Consider the following 20,673-nt stretch of genomic DNA (forward strand, 5'->3'; position numbering starts at 1 on the left):
GCAAATAAAGGTGGTTAGTGGAAAAGTTTTTAAAATCATAAAAACGCATAATAGCAAGTTCTTTAGATACTTGTTATTATGCGTTTTATCATGAAATTTCACTTGATTTTTTAATAAAATTGTAATTTTGACATTATAGACTTGTAGAGTGTTTTGGTTGTACTTTTTGTTCGGGGTCAATGTAGTTGATAGCATTATTAACGGCAGTTGGTGCTTCACCTAGACCGGTTGCAATCAAGTCAATCTTACCTTCATAGTAGCAGCAGTCACCGATAGCATAAATTCCAGCTTGGCTTGACTCCTGCTTGCTATTGACGATAATCTTGTGGCGGTTAAGGTCTAATCCCCACTTTTTAAGATTACCGACAGAAGATTTAAAGCCATAGTTGACAAAGAGATGATCTAGTTCAAGGTTTTCGGTCTCATCGGATTTAACTTTTGATATTTCAAGCTTGTCTAAAGTTTTTCCATCTCCAAGAAGCTGACTTGGCACAAATGGTGTTTTGATAGTCACAGAAGACTCTTGCAATGCTTGGACGCTATGCTCAAGAGCACGGAAGTTATCGCGACGATGCACAAGTGTAGTTGGAGCAATCTTTTCAAAAGCTAGTGCCCAGTCAACGGCTGAGTCACCACCACCCAGAATGGTTACCTTCTGACCAGCGTATTGTTGCATATTAGAAACATGGTAGTGGATATTGTCGTAGCCTTCAACACCTTCTAATTCGAGTGGACGTGGTTTAAAGGCACCACCACCCATAGCAATAATAACGGTTTTAGAAGTATGGTTTCCCTTATTAGTTGTAATCTTAAAAACATCATCCTCTTTTTCAATCTCAAGAACAGTTTCATTGAGGTGTACAGGCGTCTCAAACCCTTCAAGTTGTTCCAAAAGGCGGTTAGTCAATTCTTCCCCTGTGAGGTTTGGAAAACCAGGAACATCGAGAATTTGTTTTTCAGGATATAGGATAGCAGGTTGACCACCTAGTTGAGGAAGAGAATCGATGATTTGTACTTTGGCTTGACGAAGGTGAGCATAAAAGGCTGCGAAAAGACCGACAGGTCCACCTCCTACAATGGTGATATCATATAGTTCAGACATGGTTTCTCCTTAATTCATTTCTATCATTTTATTCTATCATATTTTCTACCAATTTAAAATGAAGTAGGGGGAAGAAAATTTTCATATAAAATGATATAATGAAGAGTAGCTTTTTTATGGAGAGGAGGCCCAGAATGAATTTTCAGCAATTATCTAATCTTCAATACTGGTCTAGTTTGTTTTCCAGTCCTTGGAGTATTCTGATAAATGTGATTGATATTCTTATCGTTGCCTATATCTTATACCAATTTACAAAATCAATTGCAGGAACCAAGATTATGATTCTGGTTCGAGGTGTTTTAGTGTTTATCTTAGCTCAGATAGCAGCAAATACCCTAGGCTTAACAACTATTTCCTGGTTGATCAATCAATTGATTACTTACGGTGTTATCGCAGCGGTTGTTATTTTTTCTCCAGAAATTCGGACAGGTTTAGAGCGCTTGGGCCGTGCGACTGATTTCTTTTCAAGTACACCAATGAGTTCAGAAGAACAGATGATTCAGGCCTTTGTTAAAGCAGTTGAATATATGAGCCCACGAAAAATTGGAGCACTGGTATCAGTTCAGCGTGTCAGAACCTTGCAGGAATATATATCTACTGGGATTCCTTTAGATGCTAAGATTTCTGCAGAACTCTTAATCAATATCTTCATTCCAAACACACCTTTACATGATGGTGCAGTCATTATAAAAGGTGATCGAATAGCTGTAACATCTGCTTATCTTCCACTTACTGAAGACACTGGTATTTCTAAGGAGTTTGGAACGCGACACCGTGCAGCCATTGGTTTATCTGAGGTTTCTGATGCTCTCACTTTTGTGGTATCAGAGGAAACTGGAGGTATTTCCATTACCTATAATGGTGTCTTTAAGCATGATTTAACGATGGAAGAATTTGAGGAAGAACTACGTCGTATACTGATTCCGGAAAATTCACAAGAGCCAAGTTTATCAGAGCGTATATTAGGAGGCTGGAAGAATGAAAAAAAATAGTTTATATATCATCTCCTCACTCCTCTTTGCTTGCGTTTTATTTATTTACGCTACCTCTATTAATTATCAAAATAATAATAATGCAAGACCGGCTCGAACAGAAACTTATACCAATACGGTCGTAAATGTACCAATTGATATTCAGTACGATAGTGAGCAGTATTTTATTAGTGGTTTTAGTTCAGAAGTAACGGTATTTTTAACTGGATCCAATCGAGTGACCTTGGCTAGTGAGATGCAAGAAAGCACTCGTAAATTTAAGGTTACTGCAGATTTAACACAGGCGACAGAAGGAACGGTTGAAGTACCCTTGACCATTGAAAATCTTCCGAGCGGTTTAACAGCCCTAGCAACACCGCAGAAAATCACCGTTAAAATTGGGAAGAAAGCAACACGGGATAATTTACCAGTCACTCCACAGATTGACTCTGGTAAGGTTGATGAACGAATTCTCATCGATAGTGTGACTGTTTCAGATGAACGCGTTTCGGTTACTAGTGATGCTGATACCTTATCCAAGATTGATAAGATTGTGGCTGTTTTACCAACTAGTGAAAAAATTACAGGAAATTATACGGGTTCAGTTCCTCTACAAGCTATTGATAAGAATGGAACAGTTTTACCAACGGTGATTAAACCGTATGAAACAACCATGAAGATAACAACGAAACAAGTTCGATCAGCAAGTAGTTCTAGCTCATCAACGACAAGCTCATCTTCGGGCAGTTCGTCTTCAACTGGTTCTGAAACCAAGCCAGACTCTTCAAAAAAAGATTAATAAAACAATAGAAAAGGATAAAAAAATGGGTAAATATTTTGGAACGGACGGAGTCCGTGGAGAAGCAAACGTAGAACTTACGCCAGAATTAGCTTTTAAGTTGGGACGTTTTGGAGGTTATGTTCTCAGTCAACATACGACTGAAGCACCGAAAGTGTTTGTAGGACGTGACACTCGTATCTCAGGTCAAATGCTAGAAGCGGCTTTGATTGCTGGTCTCCTTTCAGTCGGAATTCACGTTTATAAACTAGGCGTTCTTGCAACACCAGCAGTAGCTTATCTTGTTAAAACTGAAGGTGCAAGCGCAGGTGTTATGATTTCAGCAAGTCATAACCCAGCCCTTGATAACGGAATTAAATTCTTTGGTGGTGACGGCTTTAAACTAGACGATGACAAAGAAGCAGAAATCGAAGCCTTGCTTGATGCAAGTGAAGATAGTCTTCCACGTCCAAGTGCAGAAGGTTTGGGTACTGTTGTTGACTACCCAGAAGGTTTGCGTAAGTATGAAGCCTACCTTGTTTCAACTGGAACTCCTCTTGAAGGGATGAAGGTTGCCTTGGACACTGCTAACGGAGCAGCTGCAACAAGTGCTCGTCAAATTTTTGCAGACCTAGGTGCTCAATTAACAGTTATTGGTGAAACACCAGATGGTCTTAACATCAACTTGAACGTTGGTTCAACTCATCCAGAAGCCTTGCAAGAACTTGTAAAAGAAAGTCAATCTGCCATTGGTTTAGCCTTTGATGGGGACAGTGACCGTTTGATTGCTGTTGATGAAAATGGCGAAATTGTCGATGGTGACAAGATTATGTACATTATTGGTAAATACCTTTCTGAAAAAGGTCAATTGGCTCAAAATACCATTGTAACAACAGTTATGTCTAACCTTGGTTTCCATAAGGCCTTGGATCGTGAAGGGATCAATAAAGCAGTCACTGCTGTTGGAGACCGTTATGTCGTTGAAGAAATGAGAAAATCTGGCTACAATCTCGGTGGTGAGCAGTCAGGTCACGTTATCTTGATGGACTATAATACTACTGGTGATGGTCAACTTTCAGCGGTTCAATTGGCGAAGATCATGCAAGAAACAGGTAAGAGCTTGTCTCAATTGGCCTCAGAAGTGACCATTTACCCACAAAAATTAGTCAATATCCGAGTTGAAAATGCCATGAAAGAAAAAGCTATGGAAGTGCCAGCTATCAAGGCCATTATCGAGAAGATGGAAGCAGAAATGGCAGGCAATGGTCGCATCCTCGTTCGCCCAAGTGGAACGGAGCCACTCTTGCGTGTCATGGCTGAAGCCCCAACCACTGAGGAAGTAGACTACTATGTAGACACTATTGCTGAAGTTGTTAAAACTGAGATTGGTATTTAGTAAATCTAGCAGAAAATAAAAAAATATGGTACAATGGCAACTATATTGTACCAATGGAGATGAAAATGAATTTAAAACGTGAACAAGAATTTGTTAGTCAGTATCACTTCGATGCGCGTAACTTTGAATGGGAAAATGAAAATGGAGCACCCGAAACTAAGGTAGATGTAAACTTTCAGTTGCTTCAGCATGATCAAGAAAATCAAGTTACCTCTTTAGTAGTTGTTTTGAGCTTTATGATTGTCTTTGATAGATTTGTCATTAGTGGAACGATTTCTCAAGTCAATCATGTTGAAGGTCGTATTATCGACCAACCAAGTGATTTCAGCCAAGAAGAGGTTGAGACACTAGCTCGTCCATGTTTGGATATGCTTAATCGTTTGACTTATGAAGTAACAGAAATTGCCCTTGATATACCGGGAATTAATTTGGAGTTTTAAGAAATGAAATTAGCGGTCATAACAGACTCATCTGCTTTTCTACAAGCGGAAACCTTGCGGAAAGAAGATTTATTTGTGCTAGACATTCCTGTGAATATCGATGGACAGGAGTATGTTGAAGGTGTAAATCTAACCGCTCAAGAATTTTATGAAAAAATGGCTTCAGCAAGCGAATTGCCAAAAACGAGTCAACCAAGTATTGCCAAGTTGTATGAAATTTTATCATTATTAAAAGATAAAGGCTATACACATGCTTTGGGGCTTTTCCTATCTTCTGGAATTTCAGGATTTCACCAAAACATCCAGTATATGACGGATGAGTTCGAAGGTCTAACCATTGCTTTTCCTGATACTCGAATTACAAGTGCACCACTAGGTTTCATGGTGGAAAGTGTGTTTCAATGGTCTGAGCAGGGAGATGATTTCCAGTCTATACTAGATAAGTTAACAGAACAGATTGAAAATACCTCAGCCTTTATTATGGTGGATGATCTTGACCATCTGGTTAAGGGGGGACGTCTTTCAAATGGTGCGGCCATTTTAGGGAATCTCCTTAGTATCAAGCCAATCTTATACTTCAATGACCAAGGTGTGATAGAAGTATATGAAAAGGTTCGTACAGAGAAAAAGGCTACCAAACGCTTGGTTGAAATTGTTAAAGAAGCAACAGCTATTGGGAATTACCAGATTACTGTCATTCACGGGAATGCTCCTCAAAAAGCAGCAGATTTGCGCCAGCTTTTGATAGATGGCGGAGTGGCTACAGATGTTTCAATTGCAACCTTCGGTAGTGTTATTGGGACTCACCTGGGAGAAGGAAGTATTGCTCTGGGCTATACACCCATAATCTAGACTATTTTTCATGGACAGTTAAGGTCCTTTGTATCTTAGAAATTGAACACGGACTACCTACCTCTTGAAAAAAGATGCCTGTCTAGCCTTTCGTGTATAGTCAGCGCCATTCCCTATTTTTCATGGGCAGCTAAGGTCCTTTGTATCTTAAAATTGAACACGCCTAGAACCCTGTGTGAAAAAGATAGTTCTTCCAAGGAGTAGATACTCCTTGCTCAGACCTCCTATTTTCACTTTGTGTTCTTACAGACTTTGTATCTTAAATAGGAGTAGAGATTGAGATGAGTATTCGAGTAATTATTGCTGGTTTTAAGGGGAGAATGGGCCAATCTGCTTGTCAGATGGTTTTGTCTGATCCTGAACTTGAACTAGTAGCGGTTTTAGATCCTTTTGAGTCTGCATCTGAATGGCAGGGGATTCCAGTATTCAATGATAAGAATGACTTGGCAGGTTTTGAGGCAGATGTTTGGGTGGACTTTACAATACCAGCTGTTGCCTATGAGAATACCCGTTTTGCGCTTGAAAATGGCTTTGCACCTGTCGTTGGAACAACAGGCTTCACTAGTCAAGAAATAGAAGAACTAAAAGATTTTTCTCGTTCCAAAGGCTTGGGTGGATTAATTGCTCCTAACTTTGCCTTGGGTGCTGTCTTACTCATGCAATTTGCGGCACAAGCTGCAAAATACTTCCCAAATGTAGAGATTATTGAGCTTCACCATGACAAGAAAAAAGATGCCCCTAGCGGAACAGCTATTAAAACAGCTGAATTGATGGCTGAAGTTCGTGAGCCTATTCAACAAGGTGCTAGCGATGAGGAAGAACTCATTGCAGGTGCACGTGGAGCTAATTTTGATGGCATGCGAATTCATTCGGTCCGTTTACCTGGTTTGGTAGCCCATCAGGAAGTCATTTTTGGAAATCAAGGAGAAGGTTTGACTCTGCGTCATGACTCCTATGATCGTAGCTCCTTCATGACAGGGGTGAATTTGGGAATCAAGGAAGTTGTCAAGCGTCATGAGCTTGTCTATGGATTAGAACACTTATTATGAGATTAACACAAATGCCTTCTGAATTTCAGAAGGCTTTACCAGTATTAGAAAAAATTAAAGAAGCTGGCTTTGAAGCCTATTTTGTTGGGGGCTCTGTTAGGGATGCTCTACTTAATCGTCCCATCCATGATGTGGATATTGCGACGTCATCTTATCCAGAAGAGACCAAGCAGATTTTCCCTCGTACAGCTGACATTGGCATTGAGCACGGAACAGTTTTGGTTTTAGACGGAGATGAAGAGTACGAAGTGACCACTTTTAGAACTGAGGATGTCTATGTAGACTACCGTAGACCAAGTTCAGTTTCGTTTGTGCGTTCGCTAGAAGAGGACCTTAAGCGTCGTGATTTTACAGTTAATGCCTTTGCCTTAGATGAGACAGGGAAAATTGTCGATTTGTTTAATGGTTTACAAGATTTAGAAAACCAAGTCCTGCGAGCAGTTGGTATAGCTAGTGAACGTTTCAATGAAGACGCGCTACGCATCATGCGTGGCTTTCGTTTTCAAGCCAGTCTTGGTTTTGAACTTGAACAAGAAACGTTTGAAGCGATGAAGACCTTAACGCCACTCTTAGAGAAAATTTCTGTGGAACGTACTTTTGTAGAATTTGATAAACTTCTACTAGCTCCTCATTGGCGAGTAGGCTTATCTTCTATGATTGCAAGTAAAGCTTATGATTATCTTCCAGATATGGCAGGTAGTCAGGAAAAACTTCAGTCTTTATTTGATTTAGGAGATAATTTCACCTTTGAATCTTCTGAACAAGCCTGGGCTGCACTTTTATGGGTTTTAGAAGTGGAAGATGCTCAACAATTTTTGAAACATTGGAAAACTTCGCGTCAATTCGCTAAGCAAGTCCAAGATTTACTTACGATCTTAGAACTTCGTGAAGAAGGGGAACTAAGCAAGCGCGATTGTTACCGTTTTGACTTAGATTTACTCTTGCAGGCTGAAAACCTTCGTCAGGCGCAAGGAAAAGACTTTGATCCACAGGCCATCGAAGAGACTTACCACAGCTTAACCATCCATGATAAAAAAGAAATTCAAATCAATGGTGGGATTTTGATCAAAGAATATGGCTATCAACCAGGACCAGAAATGGGAGAAATTTTAGCAGAGATTGAGTATGCTATTGTAGATGGAGATTTGGAAAATAACTTGGAAGCTATTCATGCCTACTTGAGGGAGAAAAAATGAGTGATTTTATTGTTGAAAAACTAAGTAAATCCGTTGGAGACAAGACTGTCTTTAAGGATATTTCCTTTATTATCCATGACTTGGATCGCATCGGTCTTATCGGTGTCAATGGGACAGGGAAGACAACTCTTTTGGATGTCCTTTCGGGAATCTCTGGTTTTGATGGTGACGTAAGCCCTTTTTCGGCAAAAAACGACTACAAGATTGGTTACTTGACCCAAGATCCTGATTTTGATGATAGCAAGACGGTCTTGGATACAGTCCTATCCAGCGACCTCAAGGAAATCCAGCTCATTCGTGAGTATGAACTTCTTATGCTCAACTACAGTGAGGATAAGCAGGCGCGTTTGGAACGGGTCATGGCAGAAATGGACTCTCTCCAAGCTTGGGAAATTGAGAGTCAGGTCAAGACCGTTCTCAGCAAGCTGGGAATTCAGGATTTATCAACTCCAGTTGGAGCCTTGTCAGGTGGTTTGCGAAGACGGGTTCAGTTGGCCCAAGTGCTGCTAGGAAATCACGATCTTTTGCTTTTGGATGAACCAACCAACCACTTGGATATTGCTACCATTGAGTGGCTGACCCTCTTTTTGAAAAATTCCAAGAAGACCGTCCTCTTTATCACCCACGACCGTTATTTCCTAGATGCGCTGTCAACACGTATTTTCGAGTTGGACCGAGCAGGTTTGACAGAATATCAAGGAAATTACCAAGATTATATTCGTCTCAAGGCTGAACAGGATGAGCGCGATGCAGCTCTTCTTCACAAAAAGGAACAACTCTATAAGCAAGAATTGGCATGGATGAGACGCCAACCGCAGGCTCGTGCAACCAAGCAACAGGCACGCATCAATCGATTCCATGACTTGAAAAAGGAGGTTTCTGATACTAGTGTTGAAACAGACCTGAGCATGAATTTTGAAACTAGCCGTATCGGTAAGAAGGTGATCGAGTTTAAGGATGTTTCCTTTGCCTATGATGACAAACCGATTTTGCAACATTTTAACCTTTTGGTTCAAGCCAAAGACCGTATCGGAATCGTTGGTGACAATGGTGTTGGGAAGTCAACCCTTCTTAACCTAATTGCAGGAAGTTTGAAACCGACTGAAGGAGAGGTTATTATCGGTGAAACTGTTCGCATCGCTTATTTCTCTCAACAAATCGAAGGCTTGGATGAGAGTAAGCGGGTTATCAATTATCTGCAGGAAGTGGCAGAAGAGGTCAAGATCAGCGGTGGTTCTAGTACTTCGATTGCAGAGTTGCTGGAGCAGTTCCTTTTCCCACGTTCGACGCATGGAACATTGATTGAGAAGTTGTCTGGTGGTGAGAAAAAACGACTTTACCTTCTTAAATTGCTCCTCGAAAAACCAAATGTGCTCCTCTTGGATGAGCCAACTAATGACCTAGACATTGCGACCTTAACTGTTCTAGAAAATTTCTTACAAGGTTTTGTAGGTCCAGTCTTAACAGTTAGTCACGACCGCTATTTCCTTGATAAAGTTGCGACTAAGATTCTTGCTTTTGAGAATGGTAGCATTCGTCCTTTCTTTGGGCATTACACCGACTACCTAGATGAAAAAGCCTTCGAAGCAGAAGCGACAAGTCAAGTTCAAAAGGCTGAGAAGGAAAAAGTCGTCAAAGTCCGTGAAGAAAAGAAACGCATGACTTACCAAGAAAAGCAAGAGTGGGCAAGTATTGAAGGAGACATCGAAGCCTTGGAAAATCGTATCTCTGTCATTGAAGAGGAAATGCTGGCCAATGGCTCGGACTTTGGGAAGCTAGCTACTCTTCAAAAAGAGTTAGATGAAAAGAATGAAGCCTTGCTTGAAAAATATGAACGCTATGAATATTTAAGTGAGTTAGCTTAATGGAAGAAAAAATTATCAAATGGAGCAGTAAGAAAATCATTTGGACTATCGTTCTCTGCTTAGTTGAGTTAGCTTTTCTTCTTTGGATCCTATCTTTTATGATGACCTATCCCAAGGAAGCACCTGTGGGATTAGTGGCATTAAGACTCTTTGTCTTATTCTTAATCATCATTGTTGGATGGATTTTGTATGAACGTTTGAGACTTCTTTTTTCAGATAAAGAGTATTTGAAATGTACGGCTCAAGGATTTTCCTATAAACCATTTCCGAAGAAAGACTGGTAGTTTTATTCCTGGGGACAAGTAGAAACATTTTCACTTGTGAGAATTAAGGGTGGTAGAAGTTCGAGGGATTTTTACCAGATTGAAGTTTATTTTTTTGACAAAGACCTTGTAAAAACAAAATCTCTATGGAATCGTCTACGAAGTGGATTTACGACTGCTAAACATTCTAACGTTTTGAAAATCCCAATCTACTTGCTGGATGTCGGTTTACCAGGCAGAGTATTTGAAACGATGACATACTTTGAGCGAGAGTGGCGTATCGAACAAAATCGTCAACTCAATCACAAATCTAAAAGCAAAAAGAAGTAAGAACTTCATTCAGTCAATGATAGCAACAATTGAAGAAAAAAATGAGAAGTCTTGTACCAAGTGTCAAGGCTTCTTTCTATTTCTCTTTTCTAAGAAATGTGTTATAATAGAGAGTAAAAATTTTAAAAGAAAGAAATGCTATGAACTTAAAAGATTACATTGCAACCATTGAAAACTACCCTAAGGAAGGAATTGTCTTCCGTGATATCAGTCCCTTGATGGCTGATGGTAATGCCTATAGCTATGCTGTTCGTGAAATCGTCCAATACGCTACTGACAAAAAAATCGATATGATTGTTGGACCAGAAGCGCGTGGATTTATCGTTGGATGTCCAGTCGCTTTTGAATTGGGAATCGGTTTTGCGCCTGTTCGTAAACCTGGAAAACTACCACGTGAAGTTGTTTCAGCTGACTATGAAAAAGAATATGGTGTTGATACTTTGACTATGCACGCAGATGCTATCAAACCAGGTCAACGTGTTCTGATCGTAGATGACCTTTTGGCAACAGGTGGTACTGTGAAAGCAACCATCGAAATGATTGAAAAACTTGGTGGTATCGTAGCTGGTTGTGCCTTCTTGATTGAGCTTGATGAGCTTAAAGGTCGCGAAGCTATCGGAGATTACGATTATAAAGTGCTTATGCATTATTAGTGAAAAACAGTCCCTAGGGCTGTTTTCTCTTCATCTGATATAAAAAAAGGCTATATCTAGTTAGAGAAAAACTATAATTGAAAACTATATCTTCTTACAGTATAATAAAGGAAAGGACTTTCGTCAGCTGATTTTTCATTTGACGACTGTATGTTCGTTTGAGCCTAGAATTGATACAGTAAGGAGATTTCCATGCCGATTCGAATTGATAAAAAATTACCAGCAGTTGAGATTTTACGAACGGAAAATATTTTCGTCATGGATGACCAGCGGGCGGCTCATCAGGATATTCGACCACTGAAAATTCTGATTTTAAACTTGATGCCACAGAAGATGGTTACAGAGACTCAGCTTTTACGACATTTAGCTAATACTCCTTTGCAGTTAGATATTGATTTCTTATATATGGAAAGTCATCAGTCGAAAACAACTCGTTCTGAGCATATGGAGACTTTTTATAAGACCTTCTCGGAAGTTCAAGACCAGTATTTTGATGGCTTGATTATCACAGGAGCGCCGGTTGAGCATCTTCCTTTTGAAGAAGTGGACTATTGGGAAGAATTTACTCAGGTCATCGATTGGTCAAAGACTCATGTTTTTTCAACCCTGCATATTTGCTGGGGAGCACAGGCTGGCCTCTACTATCGTTACGGCGTAGATAAACACCAGATGGCTCAAAAGCTTTCGGGAATTTATCCTCAGGATGTTTTAAAAGAAGGTCATCTTTTGCTGAGAGGTTTTGATGACTTGTATGTGTCTCCTCATTCTCGTCACACAGAAATTCTCAAAGAAGACATTGTAAATAAAACCAATCTAGAGATTTTAGCATCTGGAAAAGAGGTGGGAATCTCTATCCTTGCAAGCCGAGATTTAAGAGAAGTTTATAGCTTTGGGCATTTAGAGTATGATCGTGATACCCTAGCGAAAGAATATTTTAGAGATCTAGATGCTGGTTTAGATCCCCATATACCAGAAAATTATTTCAAAAATGATGACATCCATGAACTTCCTTGTATGCGTTGGAGTTCCTCAGCAGCTCTCTTTTTCAGTAACTGGGTAAATTATGCAGTTTACCAAGAAACGCCTTTTGAGTGGAAGAGTGCAGAAGAAGATGTGTCTCATTTTGGATATTTATAAGAGGAATTATGACATATTTAGATGCTTTTAAATCAGGGAACTTGGTATTACCAAGTGCTCTGCTCTTAAACTACAATCAACTGTTTTCATCAAGCGATGATTTCTTAGTTTGGCAATTCTTTTACCTACAAAATACAACAGCTTTAGGGGAATTGTCCCCAAGCCAGATTGCTGAGAAAATTGGCAAGCAAGTCTTTGAAGTCAATCAAGCTATTTCGCGCTTGACAGAAAAAGGCTTACTTCAATACCGAACCATTGAACTCAATGGTGAGATAGAAGTGATTTTTGATGCGACTTTAGCTTTAGAGCGCTTAGACCAACTTTTTGAAAAGCAAGAACCTAGCCAAGCGCTACCCGCTAAAAATGATTTGAAAGACTTGGTTGAAACCTTCCAACAAGAGCTAGGTCGTCTCTTAAGTCCTTTTGAAATCGAAGATTTAGAAAAGAGTTTGAAAGAAGACGGGACTAGTGCTGATTTGATCAAAGAAGCCCTACGTGAGGCTGTTTTGAATGGAAAACCAAACTGGAAGTACATCCAGGCTATCCTACGAAACTGGCGTCATGAAGGCGTTAAGAGTGTAGTTCAGGTAGAGGCGAAGCGTCAGGAGAGAGAAGCGACTAATCCTCAAAATGTTCAAGTTTCATCTGATTTTAAAAATGCCATGGACCTTTGGAAAGACTAATGTTAAGTATTGATAATAGAAAAAATGCCTACAGGCTAGAAAGAAAAAATCTAGCTTGTGGGCATTTTTTGTGTGTTTTATACTCAATGAAAATCAAAGAGCAAACTAGGAAGCGAGCCGCAGGTTGCTCAAAACAATGTTTTGAGGTTGCAGATGGAAGCTGACGTGGTTTGAAGAGATTTTCGAAGAGTATTAATTGATTAGTTAGCCAGTCCCCATACACTAAGAGAGCGTTCTGTAACTGGGAAATCTCCATAACCTTCAGCATTAATCGTTACTTGCTCAGGATGATTTGCTAGTAAATCAACAAAGGTTTGGTCAGCCCATTCTTGACCGACGAACATGGTTTTAGAGTTTGCTTGGGCATTAGAAATCACGATGGCAAGTGGTGATTGATTTTCAGCTCCTGAACGGACCCAACCGATACAATTAGGGTCATCAAAGTAGTCCGTTTGCTCTCCATAAGCCAACTCTTTTCGAATAGCTAGCAAACGGTCAAGAACATCTTTGAAATCTTGCTGAGCATATTGACCAGAAATACCGTAGTAGTCTCCGTAAAATACACATGGAAGCCCTTCTTGACGTAGGAGAATAAGAGCGTAGGCTGCTGGTTTAAACCATTCTTCAACAGTGGATTCAAGAGCCTGGCCACGTTGAGTATCATGATTATCGACAAAGGTTACAGCTCGGTCTGGATTGAGTTGAACTAGACTATCCTCAAAGATGGTTGTTAAATCATAGTCTTCTCCAGCCTTGCTTGCTTCAAAGAGATTTTGGTGAAGGCGAACATCGACAAGATCAAAGCGTTCTTCAATCTTTTCAAGGTAATCCAGATTTGCTTCCTTGTCTGGATTCCAGAATTCTCCAAAGACATAGAAATCTTGGCCATATTTTTCTTTGATATCGCGAATGAAGTTGCGCATAAAGAAAGAGTCTATGTGTTTGATTGCATCCAAACGGAAACCAGCTACACCAGTCGTTTCCATAAACCAATCTGCCCAGTCGTAGATATTTTGTATGACTTCTGGATGCTTGAAATCTAGGTCTGCATACATGAGATAGTCATAGTTGCCATTTTCGTTATCAACTAATTCCTCGTTAGCCCAGCCTTTATTATCACCTTGAATCAAATAGATGCCAGACTTACGACGCTTGGCATCATAGTCAGTTCCAGTAAAGTGGTACCAGTGCCAGTGGAAGTCATTGTAGGTATTTTGTCGTCCGTCAAAGGTAAAACCAGTCCAGCCATTGATGGTAAAAGGTTCTCCTAGTTCCACAGTTCGATCTTCTGGATCCACTTCTATCACTTGAAAAGATTCTAAATGGTCAGCGGCTGCCTTATGATTTAAGACGATATCAGCCATTGGTTGAATCCCATGAGATTTTAAAGTTTGGATGGCATGAAGATAGTCTTCTTTAAAACCATACTTGGTACGTACAGTACCCTTCTGATTAAATTCTCCAAGGTCAAACAAGTCATAGACGCCATAACCAACATCCTTTTCATTTGTTGCTTTAAAAGCAGGGGGCATCCAAATGTGACTAATGCCTAAGTTGGCTAGGTGTTCAGCGTCGTCAGCGAGGCGTGTCCAGTGCTGACCGTCGTGGGGGAGATACCACTCAAAATATTGCATTAGGGTTTGATTTTTCATAGTTGATCCTCTTACTTACAGTGATGAGAATTATTGTAGCATAAAGCCAAAGAATATGCAAACGTTTGCGTTATAATTAAACTCTTTGAAATTTATGTCTATTTTTCAACTGGAAGTGTTGAAATACTATAAAAGAAAAATAGTAGGACTAATGGGAGGAAAAATTCTCTCAGATAGGGCAAGATGATGGATGAATCAATAGTTTCTATTTTGTGAATTGTCACAAAATTTGTTATAATAGTATTTATGAATAAAGTATTCGTCAGTAGACGTGTTGAAAAAAAACTAAACCAAGGTCTAGTACTTTTGGAGGAAATTGATTTTCCAGAACTATCTGAAACTAATCAAGAAGTTGAGTTATTTAGTCAAAACAAGCAGTTTTTGGGTAAGGCCTATTTATCTCGTCAAAATAAGGGGATTGGTTGGTTTGTAACGAACCAGAAGCTTTCTTTTAACCAAAACTTCTTTGAAAGTTTGTTTGAGAAAGCCAAACAAAAACGTTCTTCTTACTATCAAGATGAGTTGACAACTGCCTTTCGTTTGTTTAATCAAGAAGGCGATAGCTTTGGTGGAATGACTTTGGATCTCTACGGAGATTATGTTGTTTTCTCCTGGTATAACTCCTATGTCTATGGGCTTCGCCAAGAGATCTTAGCAGCTTTTGCTCAGGTTTTTCCTGAAGTCTTAGGTGCTTATGAAAAGGTTCGTTTTAAAGGTCTAGACTATGAGTCTGCCCCTATCTATGGTCAAGAAGCACCAGAAAATTTTACAGTTCTTGAGAATGGAGTTCTCTATCAAGTCTTTATGAATGACGGTCTTATGACAGGCATCTTCTTGGACCAACATGAAGTGCGTGGTAGCTTGGTGGATGGTTTAGCTATGGGGAAATCCTTGCTTAATATGTTTTCCTACACAGCAGCTTTCTCAGTTGCTGCAGCTATGGGGGGAGCTAGTGAAACAACCTCTGTAGACCTAGCCAAACGTTCAAGAGAACTGTCAGAAGCTCATTTTCATGCCAATGGACTCAGTCTTGACAGTCATCGTTTCATTGTTATGGATGTCTTTGAATACTTTAAATACGCTAAACGTAAGGGCTTATCTTATGATGTGATCGTTCTGGATCCACCTAGCTTTGCCCGTAATAAAAAGCAAACTTTCTCTGTAGCTAAGGACTATCACAAGTTGATTTCCCAGAGTTTAGAGATTTTAAATCCGGGAGGTATGATCATTGCTAGCACCAATGCTGCCAATGTTTCCCGTCAAAAATTTATAGAACAAATCGACAAAGGATTCGCAGGAAGAAAATATCAGGTTCTTCAAAAGTATGGACTTCCAGCAGACTTTGTCTACAATGAAAAAGATGAAAGTAGTAATTACCTCAAGGTGATTAGCATGAAGGTAACTAAATGAAATTAGTCGTTTCAGTAATGCCAAAGAGTTTGGAAGAGGCGCAAGGAATCGATGCCATGCGGTATATTGATGCTGATATCATTGAGTGGCGTGCCGATTTCCTACCAAAGGAAGCTATTTTACAGGTAGCCCCAGCTATTTTTGAAAAATTTGCAGGCCGTGAACTCCTCTTTACCCTGCGAACTCGTGCTGAGGGAGGCGAGATCGATTTGGATTCGGCAGAGTATGTCCAAATTATCAAAGATGTAGCTCAACTCTATCAACCAGAATATATTGATTTTGAGTATTTTGCTCACAAGGATGTTTTTGAGCAGATGCTAGATTTTCCAAATTTGGTTTTGAGTTACCATAATTTCCAGGAAACTCCAGATAATATGATGGAAATTTTGTCAGAACTAACTAGCCTAACTCCGAAAGTAGTTAAGGTATCTGTAATGGCACATACAGCACAAGATGTATTAGACCTCATGAATTTCACACGAGGATTTAAAACTCTCAACCCTGAACAAGAATATGTAACTATTTCTATGGGCAAAGTGGGTAAGGTATCTCGTATCACTTCAGATGTAACGGGTTCAAGTTGGTCATTTGCAAGTTTAGATGCAGCAAGTGCCCCAGGACAAATCTCACTCTCCAATATGGTAAAAATTCGGGAGATTTTGAATGAAGATTAATGGCTACACACGTCTGGCAGCTGTGGTCGCAAATCCTATCAAACATTCCATTTCTCCTTTCATTCATAATAGTGCTTTTGAGGCAACAGAGACAAACGGTGTCTATCTAGCCTGGGAGGTTGAAGCGACTGACTTGGCAGAAACAGTTGCAAATATTCGTCGCTATCAGATGTATGGAATCAATCTTTCTATGCCCTACAAGGAGCAGGTTATTCCTTATTTGGATCAATTGAGTGAAGAAGCTCGTTTGATTGGTGCTGTCAATACAGTGGTGAATCGAGAGGGAACTTTAATCGGATATAACACAGATGGCAAGGGATTTTTTAAGAGCTTGCCTTCTTTTAAAATATCTGGGAAAAGAATGGTATTGTTAGGAGCAGGCGGTGCAGCCAAGGCAATTTTGGCGCAGGCAATTTTGGATGGAGTCAGTCAAGTTTCTGTCTCTGTACGTTCGGCTTCAATAGAAAAAACAAGACCTTACTTAGAAAAACTACAAAATGAAACAGGATTTAAAGTAGATTTATTTGCTTTAGAAGATGTTTCTGAACTGCAAGCAAGGATAATTGATTCGGATTTACTGGTAAATGCGACTAGTGTTGGCATGGATGGAGTATCTCTGCCAATCCCAGCAAGTGTCGCTTTACCAGAGAAGCTCTTGGTAGCAGATGTGATTTATCAACCCTTTGAAACACCATTTTTAAAGTGGGCAAGAAACCAGGGAAATCAATCTATCAATGGCCTTGGCATGCTGCTTTACCAAGCTGCTGAAGCTTTTGAGTTATGGACAGGCAAGGAAATGCCAATAGATCAAATCTGGGAATTATTAACACAAAAGTACCAATAAAGAAAAAGGAGACCTGCTATGAAAATTAGAATAGACCTTCCACATCATCCTTACGATATTCAGATTGAAAAAGGATGCTTGTCTCAAGCGGGGAAATGGTTGCGCGAACTTTGGCAACCACAAAAAATTGTTATCATAACGGATAACCATGTGGCTTCTCTCTATGCAGAAAAAGTAAAATTGAGCTTAGAGGATGCTGGTTTTCAAGTGGCAGTTTTTGACTTTCTAGAGGGTGAAGAGCGAAAAAATCTAACCACAGTTCAAAAGGCTTATGAATTTCTAGTTAAGCAAGACTTGACTCGCAGTGACGGCATCGTAGCTCTAGGTGGCGGAGTTGTCGGAGACTTAGCTGGCTTTGTAGCCTCAACCTATATGCGAGGTATTCACTTTGTCCAAATTCCGACTAGCTTGACAGCTCAAGTGGACTCTTCAATCGGTGGTAAGACAGGAGTAAATACGCCTTTTGCCAAGAATATGGTGGGAACTTTTGCCCAGCCAGATGGCGTTTTGATTGATCCAACAGTTCTTGAAACTCTAGGTAAGCGAGAGTTGATTGAAGGAATGGGTGAAGTCATCAAGTATGGCTTAATTGAAGATCCAGAACTCTGGGACTTATTATCTGAAATGGATGGTTCTTTAGAGAGTATTTTGGAGCATTCAGAGAGTTTGATTGATCATTCTTGCCAGGTGAAGCGAAAGATGGTAGTTGAGGATGAATTGGACAATGGCATTCGTCTGTATCTCAACTTTGGTCATACAATCGGTCATGCTATTGAAGCAACTGCTGGTTACGGAAAAATCATGCACGGTGAGGCAGTGGCTATGGGAATGGTTCAGGTCTCTAAGGTAGCCGAAGAAAAAGGCCTCATGCCAGCTGGAATAACCCAGTCTATCCGAGAGATGTGTCAGAAGTTTGGTCTTCCTGTTGATTATGAAAACTGGGATCTTGACAAGCTCTATCAGGCTTTGACTCATGACAAAAAAGCGCGTGGCAATACCATGAAATTAGTTTTGGTACCTGAGCTTGGTTCAGCGATGATTCACCCAGTTTCTCTCGAAGAAATGAAAGCTTACTTAGTAAAATAAGGAGAATGTATGAGATATTTAACAGCAGGAGAATCACATGGTCCTCGTCTGACAGCAATTATTGAAGGAATTCCAGCAGGACTGCCTTTGACTGCAGAAGATATCAATGAGGATCTCAAACGTCGCCAAGGCGGTTACGGTCGTGGTGGACGTATGAAAATCGAGAGTGATCAGGTTGTCTTCACTTCTGGAGTTCGTCATGGTAAGACGACAGGTGCTCCCATTACCATGGATGTCATTAACAAAGACCATCAAAAATGGCTGGATATCATGTCTGCCGAGGATATTGAGGATAAACTTAAAAGCAAACGAAAAATCACTCATCCTCGCCCAGGTCACGCAGATTTAGTTGGTGGGATTAAATACCGCTTTGATGACTTGCGAAATTCTTTGGAACGTTCATCTGCCCGTGAAACAACTATGCGGGTTGCAGTTGGAGCAGTAGCCAAGCGACTTTTAGCTGAGCTTGATATCGAAATTGCCAACCATGTTGTTGTTTTTGGCGGCAAGGAAATCGATGTTCCAGAAAACTTAACAGTTTTAGAGATTAAAAAACTGGCTGCTCAATCAGAAGTTTCTATCGTTAACCAAGAACGTGAGCAGGAGATCAAGGATTATATTGATCAGATTAAACGTGATGGAGATACTATTGGTGGTGTTGTCGAAACAGTTGTGGGTGGTGTTCCTGTTGGTCTGGGTTCTTATGTTCAATGGGATCGCAAACTAGATGCGAGACTAGCTCAAGCAGTTATTTCAATCAACGCCTTTAAGGGTGTGGAGTTTGGACTAGGCTTTAAAGCAGGTTATCTCAAGGGTAGTCAAGTCATGGATGAAATTCTCTGGTCTAAAGAAGAAGGCTATACTCGTCGAACGAATAACCTTGGAGGTTTTGAAGGTGGCATGACCAATGGCCAACCGATTATTGTTCGTGGGGTCATGAAACCAATTCCGACTCTCTATAAGCCATTAATGAGTGTCGATATTGAAACCCATGAGCCTTATAAGGCAACGGTGGAGAGAAGTGATCCAACCGCTCTTCCAGCAGCAGGTGTTGTTATGGAAGCAGTTGTAGCAACAGTTTTGGCTCAAGAAATCCTTGAGAAATTCTCCTCTGATAATCTGGAAGAATTAAAAGAAGCTGTTGCGAAACATCGGGAGTATACAAAGAATTATTAAGGAGTTCTTATGGCTAAAACCATCTATATCGCAGGATTGGGTTTGATTGGTGCTTCCATGGCACTCGGAATCAAGCGGGATCATCCTGATTATGAAATTTTAGGATACAATCGTAGTCAAACGTCTAGAGATATTGCCTTGGAGAGAGGAATGATTGACCGTGCGACGGATGATTTTGCCAGTTTTGCTCCACTTGCAGACGTCATCATTCTTACCCTGCCAATCAAGCAAACCATTGCTTTTTTACAAGAATTGGCAACTTTGGAACTAAAAGAAGGTGTCATTATTTCTGATGCTGGATCGACCAAGTCAGCTATCGTGGTTACAGCTGAGAACTGTTTTGCAGATAAGCCTGTTCGCTTTGTAGGGGCTCATCCTATGGCAGGTAGTCATAAGACAGGAGCGGCTTCTGCCGATGTTAATCTTTTTGAAAATGCCTACTATATCTTTACGCCATCAAGTTTAACTAGTCCTGACACGCTTGAAGAAATGAAGGACTTGCTGTCAGGTTTGCACGCTCGTTTCATTGAAATCGATGCTGAAGAGCATGACAGAGTGACTTCTCAGATCAGTCATTTTCCTCATATCTTAGCATCAGGTTTGATGGAACAAACTGCTAGTTATGCTGAAGAGCATGAGATGGCCCGACGTTTTGCGGCAGGTGGTTTCCGTGATATGACTCGAATCGCCGAAAGTGAGCCAGGCATGTGGACTTCTATCCTCTTATCTAATCGAGAGACTATTATTGAACGCATCGAGGATTTCAAGGGTCGTTTGGACGAGATTGAGCAAGCAATCAGCAAGGGTGATGAAAACCAAATCTGGAACTTTTTCAATCAAGCGCGTGAGCAACGCCAAGCTATGGAAATCCATAAACGAGGAGGAGTAGATAGCTCATTTGACCTCTATGTCGATGTTCCCGATGAGGAAGATGTTATCTTGCGCATCTTGGAATTGCTAAGAGGAACTTCCTTGGTCAATATCCATATCAATGAGGAAAACCGTGAAGATATTCACGGGATTCTGCAAATTTCCTTTAAGAATGCTCAGGATTTAAAACGAGCTGAGCAAGTCATTACAGAAAATACAAATTACACAGTCGTTATTAAATAAGGA

The 20,673-nt window shown here is 40.3% G+C and carries 22 protein-coding genes; 20 read left to right on the top strand and 2 right to left on the bottom strand.

Translation table 11 applies throughout. The annotated features are described in order from the left end of the window. Nucleotides 1-133 precede the first annotated feature (133 nt). Nucleotides 134-1,102, bottom strand: coding sequence for an NAD(P)/FAD-dependent oxidoreductase (locus GEZ89_RS03135; RefSeq protein WP_153224930.1), 969 nt, complete (start codon nt 1,100-1,102; stop codon nt 134-136). 134 nt (nt 1,103-1,236) lie between these two features. Between GEZ89_RS03135 and cdaA the strand changes: the two genes are divergently transcribed. The 14 genes from cdaA to GEZ89_RS03200 all read left to right on the top strand — a co-directional run bounded on the left by cdaA (nt 1,237) and on the right by GEZ89_RS03200 (nt 12,879). Next, nucleotides 1,237-2,094 (top strand): diadenylate cyclase CdaA, encoded by an 858-nt coding sequence (gene cdaA / locus GEZ89_RS03140; protein WP_153224931.1) that lies wholly within the window; start codon nt 1,237-1,239, stop codon nt 2,092-2,094. Beyond that, nucleotides 2,081-2,872 carry a YbbR-like domain-containing protein gene (locus tag GEZ89_RS03145; protein WP_153224932.1) on the top strand — a complete coding sequence of 264 codons (792 nt, stop codon included), beginning with the start codon at nt 2,081-2,083 and terminating at the stop codon, nt 2,870-2,872. Before cdaA ends, GEZ89_RS03145 begins: the two co-directional genes overlap by 14 nt. A 25-nt stretch (nt 2,873-2,897) precedes the next feature. Then, nucleotides 2,898-4,247, top strand: a complete 1,350-nt coding sequence (glmM, locus tag GEZ89_RS03150; RefSeq protein WP_153224933.1) for a phosphoglucosamine mutase — start codon at nt 2,898-2,900, stop codon at nt 4,245-4,247. Between the two features lie 65 nt (nt 4,248-4,312). Continuing rightward, complete coding sequence (locus GEZ89_RS03155) at nt 4,313-4,687, top strand: DUF1149 family protein (RefSeq protein WP_153224934.1); 375 nt, start codon at nt 4,313-4,315, stop codon at nt 4,685-4,687. A gap of 3 nt (nt 4,688-4,690) precedes the next feature. After that, nucleotides 4,691-5,539, top strand: coding sequence for a DegV family protein (locus tag GEZ89_RS03160; RefSeq protein WP_153224935.1), 849 nt, complete (start codon nt 4,691-4,693; stop codon nt 5,537-5,539). A gap of 281 nt (nt 5,540-5,820) precedes the next feature. Then, nucleotides 5,821-6,588: a 4-hydroxy-tetrahydrodipicolinate reductase gene (dapB, locus tag GEZ89_RS03165; RefSeq protein WP_153224936.1), complete on the top strand. Its 768-nt coding sequence runs from the start codon at nt 5,821-5,823 to the stop codon at nt 6,586-6,588. Next, on the top strand, nt 6,585-7,784 hold the full coding sequence (locus GEZ89_RS03170; RefSeq protein ID WP_153224937.1) for a CCA tRNA nucleotidyltransferase: 1,200 nt from the start codon (nt 6,585-6,587) through the stop codon (nt 7,782-7,784). Before dapB ends, GEZ89_RS03170 begins: the two co-directional genes overlap by 4 nt. Beyond that, the gene (locus tag GEZ89_RS03175; protein WP_153224938.1) at nt 7,781-9,649 is read left to right on the top strand and encodes an ABC-F family ATP-binding cassette domain-containing protein; all 1,869 of its coding nucleotides are present in this window, start codon (nt 7,781-7,783) and stop codon (nt 9,647-9,649) included. The genes GEZ89_RS03170 and GEZ89_RS03175 overlap by 4 nt, the downstream gene beginning before the upstream one ends. Further along, nucleotides 9,649-9,933 carry a hypothetical protein gene (locus tag GEZ89_RS09825; RefSeq protein ID WP_416222455.1) on the top strand — a complete coding sequence of 95 codons (285 nt, stop codon included), beginning with the start codon at nt 9,649-9,651 and terminating at the stop codon, nt 9,931-9,933. Before GEZ89_RS03175 ends, GEZ89_RS09825 begins: the two co-directional genes overlap by 1 nt. A 36-nt stretch (nt 9,934-9,969) precedes the next feature. Then, a complete protein-coding gene (locus GEZ89_RS09830; protein ID WP_416222456.1) occupies nt 9,970-10,242 on the top strand; it encodes a hypothetical protein in 273 nt (90 codons plus the stop codon). Between the two features lie 140 nt (nt 10,243-10,382). Further along, nucleotides 10,383-10,895: an adenine phosphoribosyltransferase gene (locus GEZ89_RS03185; RefSeq protein ID WP_075229870.1), complete on the top strand. Its 513-nt coding sequence runs from the start codon at nt 10,383-10,385 to the stop codon at nt 10,893-10,895. Between the two features lie 192 nt (nt 10,896-11,087). Beyond that, nucleotides 11,088-12,032, top strand: a complete 945-nt coding sequence (gene metA, locus GEZ89_RS03190; protein WP_001122704.1) for a homoserine O-acetyltransferase MetA — start codon at nt 11,088-11,090, stop codon at nt 12,030-12,032. An 8-nt stretch (nt 12,033-12,040) separates the two neighbouring features. Then, nucleotides 12,041-12,715 carry a DnaD domain-containing protein gene (locus tag GEZ89_RS03195; RefSeq protein WP_153224939.1) on the top strand — a complete coding sequence of 225 codons (675 nt, stop codon included), beginning with the start codon at nt 12,041-12,043 and terminating at the stop codon, nt 12,713-12,715. Then, complete coding sequence (locus tag GEZ89_RS03200; protein WP_153224940.1) at nt 12,715-12,879, top strand: hypothetical protein; 165 nt, start codon at nt 12,715-12,717, stop codon at nt 12,877-12,879. The genes GEZ89_RS03195 and GEZ89_RS03200 overlap by 1 nt, the downstream gene beginning before the upstream one ends. 36 nt (nt 12,880-12,915) lie before the next feature. Here the strand turns inward: GEZ89_RS03200 and GEZ89_RS03205 are convergent, their stop codons facing one another. Then, nucleotides 12,916-14,367 carry an alpha-amylase gene (locus GEZ89_RS03205; RefSeq protein ID WP_153224941.1) on the bottom strand — a complete coding sequence of 484 codons (1,452 nt, stop codon included), beginning with the start codon at nt 14,365-14,367 and terminating at the stop codon, nt 12,916-12,918. 246 nt (nt 14,368-14,613) lie between these two features. Between GEZ89_RS03205 and GEZ89_RS03210 the strand changes: the two genes are divergently transcribed. The 6 genes from GEZ89_RS03210 to GEZ89_RS03235 are packed head-to-tail and all read left to right on the top strand — an operon-like array spanning nt 14,614 to nt 20,670. After that, nucleotides 14,614-15,777 (top strand): class I SAM-dependent rRNA methyltransferase, encoded by a 1,164-nt coding sequence (locus tag GEZ89_RS03210; RefSeq protein WP_153224942.1) that lies wholly within the window; start codon nt 14,614-14,616, stop codon nt 15,775-15,777. Then, nucleotides 15,774-16,451 carry a type I 3-dehydroquinate dehydratase gene (aroD, locus tag GEZ89_RS03215; protein ID WP_153224943.1) on the top strand — a complete coding sequence of 226 codons (678 nt, stop codon included), beginning with the start codon at nt 15,774-15,776 and terminating at the stop codon, nt 16,449-16,451. The genes GEZ89_RS03210 and aroD overlap by 4 nt, the downstream gene beginning before the upstream one ends. After that, nucleotides 16,441-17,295 (top strand): shikimate dehydrogenase, encoded by an 855-nt coding sequence (locus GEZ89_RS03220; protein WP_153224944.1) that lies wholly within the window; start codon nt 16,441-16,443, stop codon nt 17,293-17,295. Before aroD ends, GEZ89_RS03220 begins: the two co-directional genes overlap by 11 nt. Nucleotides 17,296-17,313: 18 nt before the next feature. After that, complete coding sequence (aroB, locus tag GEZ89_RS03225; protein ID WP_153224945.1) at nt 17,314-18,381, top strand: 3-dehydroquinate synthase; 1,068 nt, start codon at nt 17,314-17,316, stop codon at nt 18,379-18,381. A gap of 9 nt (nt 18,382-18,390) precedes the next feature. After that, nucleotides 18,391-19,557, top strand: coding sequence for a chorismate synthase (gene aroC / locus GEZ89_RS03230; protein WP_153224946.1), 1,167 nt, complete (start codon nt 18,391-18,393; stop codon nt 19,555-19,557). A 9-nt stretch (nt 19,558-19,566) separates the two neighbouring features. Next, nucleotides 19,567-20,670, top strand: a complete 1,104-nt coding sequence (locus tag GEZ89_RS03235; RefSeq protein ID WP_153224947.1) for a prephenate dehydrogenase — start codon at nt 19,567-19,569, stop codon at nt 20,668-20,670. Nucleotides 20,671-20,673 lie beyond the last annotated feature (3 nt).

It is taken from the genome of Streptococcus mitis, assembly GCF_009496285.1.
GTDB classification, from domain to species: domain Bacteria; phylum Bacillota; class Bacilli; order Lactobacillales; family Streptococcaceae; genus Streptococcus; species Streptococcus mitis_BP.

Bases quoted from the DNA above. Each gene is read 5' to 3' on its own strand.
- GEZ89_RS03195 (WP_153224939.1), top strand. From the start codon at position 12,041: ATGACATATTTAGATGCTTTTAAATCAGGGAACTTGGTATTACCAAGT.
- glmM (WP_153224933.1), top strand. From the start codon at position 2,898: ATGGGTAAATATTTTGGAACGGACGGAGTCCGTGGAGAAGCAAACGTA.
- GEZ89_RS03135 (WP_153224930.1), bottom strand. From the start codon at position 1,102: ATGTCTGAACTATATGATATCACCATTGTAGGAGGTGGACCTGTCGGT.
- GEZ89_RS03170 (WP_153224937.1), top strand. From the start codon at position 6,585: ATGAGATTAACACAAATGCCTTCTGAATTTCAGAAGGCTTTACCAGTA.
- GEZ89_RS09825 (WP_416222455.1), top strand. From the start codon at position 9,649: ATGGAAGAAAAAATTATCAAATGGAGCAGTAAGAAAATCATTTGGACT.
- cdaA (WP_153224931.1), top strand. From the start codon at position 1,237: ATGAATTTTCAGCAATTATCTAATCTTCAATACTGGTCTAGTTTGTTT.
- GEZ89_RS03220 (WP_153224944.1), top strand. From the start codon at position 16,441: ATGAAGATTAATGGCTACACACGTCTGGCAGCTGTGGTCGCAAATCCT.
- GEZ89_RS03175 (WP_153224938.1), top strand. From the start codon at position 7,781: ATGAGTGATTTTATTGTTGAAAAACTAAGTAAATCCGTTGGAGACAAG.
- GEZ89_RS03185 (WP_075229870.1), top strand. From the start codon at position 10,383: ATGAACTTAAAAGATTACATTGCAACCATTGAAAACTACCCTAAGGAA.
- aroB (WP_153224945.1), top strand. From the start codon at position 17,314: ATGAAAATTAGAATAGACCTTCCACATCATCCTTACGATATTCAGATT.
- GEZ89_RS03155 (WP_153224934.1), top strand. From the start codon at position 4,313: ATGAATTTAAAACGTGAACAAGAATTTGTTAGTCAGTATCACTTCGAT.
- aroD (WP_153224943.1), top strand. From the start codon at position 15,774: ATGAAATTAGTCGTTTCAGTAATGCCAAAGAGTTTGGAAGAGGCGCAA.
- GEZ89_RS03145 (WP_153224932.1), top strand. From the start codon at position 2,081: ATGAAAAAAAATAGTTTATATATCATCTCCTCACTCCTCTTTGCTTGC.
- metA (WP_001122704.1), top strand. From the start codon at position 11,088: ATGCCGATTCGAATTGATAAAAAATTACCAGCAGTTGAGATTTTACGA.
- GEZ89_RS03200 (WP_153224940.1), top strand. From the start codon at position 12,715: ATGTTAAGTATTGATAATAGAAAAAATGCCTACAGGCTAGAAAGAAAA.
- GEZ89_RS03235 (WP_153224947.1), top strand. From the start codon at position 19,567: ATGGCTAAAACCATCTATATCGCAGGATTGGGTTTGATTGGTGCTTCC.
- aroC (WP_153224946.1), top strand. From the start codon at position 18,391: ATGAGATATTTAACAGCAGGAGAATCACATGGTCCTCGTCTGACAGCA.
- GEZ89_RS03160 (WP_153224935.1), top strand. From the start codon at position 4,691: ATGAAATTAGCGGTCATAACAGACTCATCTGCTTTTCTACAAGCGGAA.
- GEZ89_RS03205 (WP_153224941.1), bottom strand. From the start codon at position 14,367: ATGAAAAATCAAACCCTAATGCAATATTTTGAGTGGTATCTCCCCCAC.
- dapB (WP_153224936.1), top strand. From the start codon at position 5,821: ATGAGTATTCGAGTAATTATTGCTGGTTTTAAGGGGAGAATGGGCCAA.
- GEZ89_RS03210 (WP_153224942.1), top strand. From the start codon at position 14,614: ATGAATAAAGTATTCGTCAGTAGACGTGTTGAAAAAAAACTAAACCAA.